The organism is Streptococcus danieliae, from assembly GCF_013415245.1.
GTDB classification, from domain to species: domain Bacteria; phylum Bacillota; class Bacilli; order Lactobacillales; family Streptococcaceae; genus Streptococcus; species Streptococcus danieliae_A.
Genome location: NZ_JACBXX010000111.1, coordinates 1 through 1,538 on the forward strand (window position 1 = coordinate 1; position 1,538 = coordinate 1,538).

The following is a 1,538-nucleotide window of genomic DNA, read 5'->3' on the forward strand; positions in this document are numbered from 1 at the left end:
TGAATAATAGCTGTCTCACAAGAGCGATTGGGACGAAAGCCATAACTATACTCTGAGAAGTGTCTTTCACAGATTGGACTGATGGTTTGAACAATCGCTTGTTGTACCATTCTGTCCATGACTGTAGGGATTCCAAGATTTCGGACGCCACCATTTGGCTTAGGAATTTCAACTCGTAAAACTGGTTGAGGTTTGTACTTCCTCTGCTTTATAAGTTCCTTGGTTTCTCGCCAATGTTGCCGTAGGAAATTATCCATTTCCTCAATGGTAACTCCGTCGATACCAGCAGAACCCTTGTTTCTTTTTACCTGATGATAGGCTTCAAGCATATTGTTCCGAGATAATATCTTATCTAGCAATTCTGACATGTGCGTATTCCTTTCTTGTTTCGGTGTCTGAGGGACATCTTAGATTCGTGAACCTTCTCCTAGTCAATACGTGACCGTCTCCAGTTCTATCAGACCGTTCTTTTACAGACACAAGTGAAGTAGGATTACTTCGGTTAATTGTTCGCCCCTTCGCTCCATTTCCATTACAGAAACTTCATCACTACTATGGGTTCGGCTGACTTCTCATGATTCGTTGTTACTACGTCTACGACGCTCATGAGACCTCACGGGATAAGTCGTATATCTTTCCTCGTTTACTCTCGTGATCTACGCATATAGGTTACGACTACCTTTTGGGACTTTAGAGTTTTCAGCCTCCTCATCCACTACATACGCCTTCATATCACATTTCTGTTCGTAGAGCCACGATTTCGCTATCCCTTCCTCTCCCCGCTACCTCACGATAGTCAGGCTTGGGAGTCGCTATTGGGTTCACCGGTAGCAGGTGCCCACAGAGGACTTGCACCTCAGATATACGACATGCCCGTCGTACTGACAAGATTCCAAGCCACCGAGCTTGGAATCGGGGGGATTCGGGAAACTTCGGTTCCCGAATAAGGCATGGAACTCGTCAGAGGTCGCTGCCGTCCCCCACCACAGGGAATGCATCCCATATGAATTGAAAGGAAGCCATTTTTAGGCTATATTGTACTCACTATTTATAGATTGTAAAATTCTACCCACTACAGTTGACAAAGAGCCGTTATGTATCAGCACAAGATATAGCTTTAGAACTGGCCAATTATAGCCCTGTGTTGATGGAAACTTGGAACCTTTATCAACTGCTACTTGGATATTTTAAGGAAAGAAATGCGGACTACTTTTTTGACTTGATTCGAGAGAGCCAAAATTCAGAGCTCCTCCCTCAAAGCTTTCGTGATAAGCTAGCTTTTCTTTTAAAGAAGGAAGAATCTATCCGTCTAGCCCTTTCTGTGCCTTACAATAATGGCCTCGTTGAAGGAACTAATAATAAAATTAAGCTTCTGAAGCGCTCTGCTTTCGGCTATCGGAAACATGAGCATTTATTTGCCAGAGTTTACTGGATGCAATCTCCTGCTGTCCACTCTATCTAAAAATCCTCCCCTCTAAGGAGGGGAGGGCGTGTATCATAGGCTTCTGAAGAATTAGAAGAAATGCGCAACCTATTAC

The 1,538-nt window shown here is 43.8% G+C and carries 2 protein-coding genes; one reads left to right on the forward strand and one right to left on the reverse strand.

All coding sequences use genetic code 11. The features are described from left to right. On the reverse strand, positions 1–368 hold a 368-nt coding region (locus HZY94_RS04500; RefSeq protein WP_257151889.1), incomplete at its 3' end, for a reverse transcriptase domain-containing protein. Positions 369–1,078: 710 nt separating this feature from the next. Here HZY94_RS04500 and HZY94_RS04505 point away from each other — a divergent pair. Then, a complete protein-coding gene (locus HZY94_RS04505; RefSeq protein ID WP_179925176.1) occupies positions 1,079–1,462 on the forward strand; it encodes a transposase in 384 nt (127 codons plus the stop codon). Positions 1,463–1,538 lie beyond the last annotated feature (76 nt).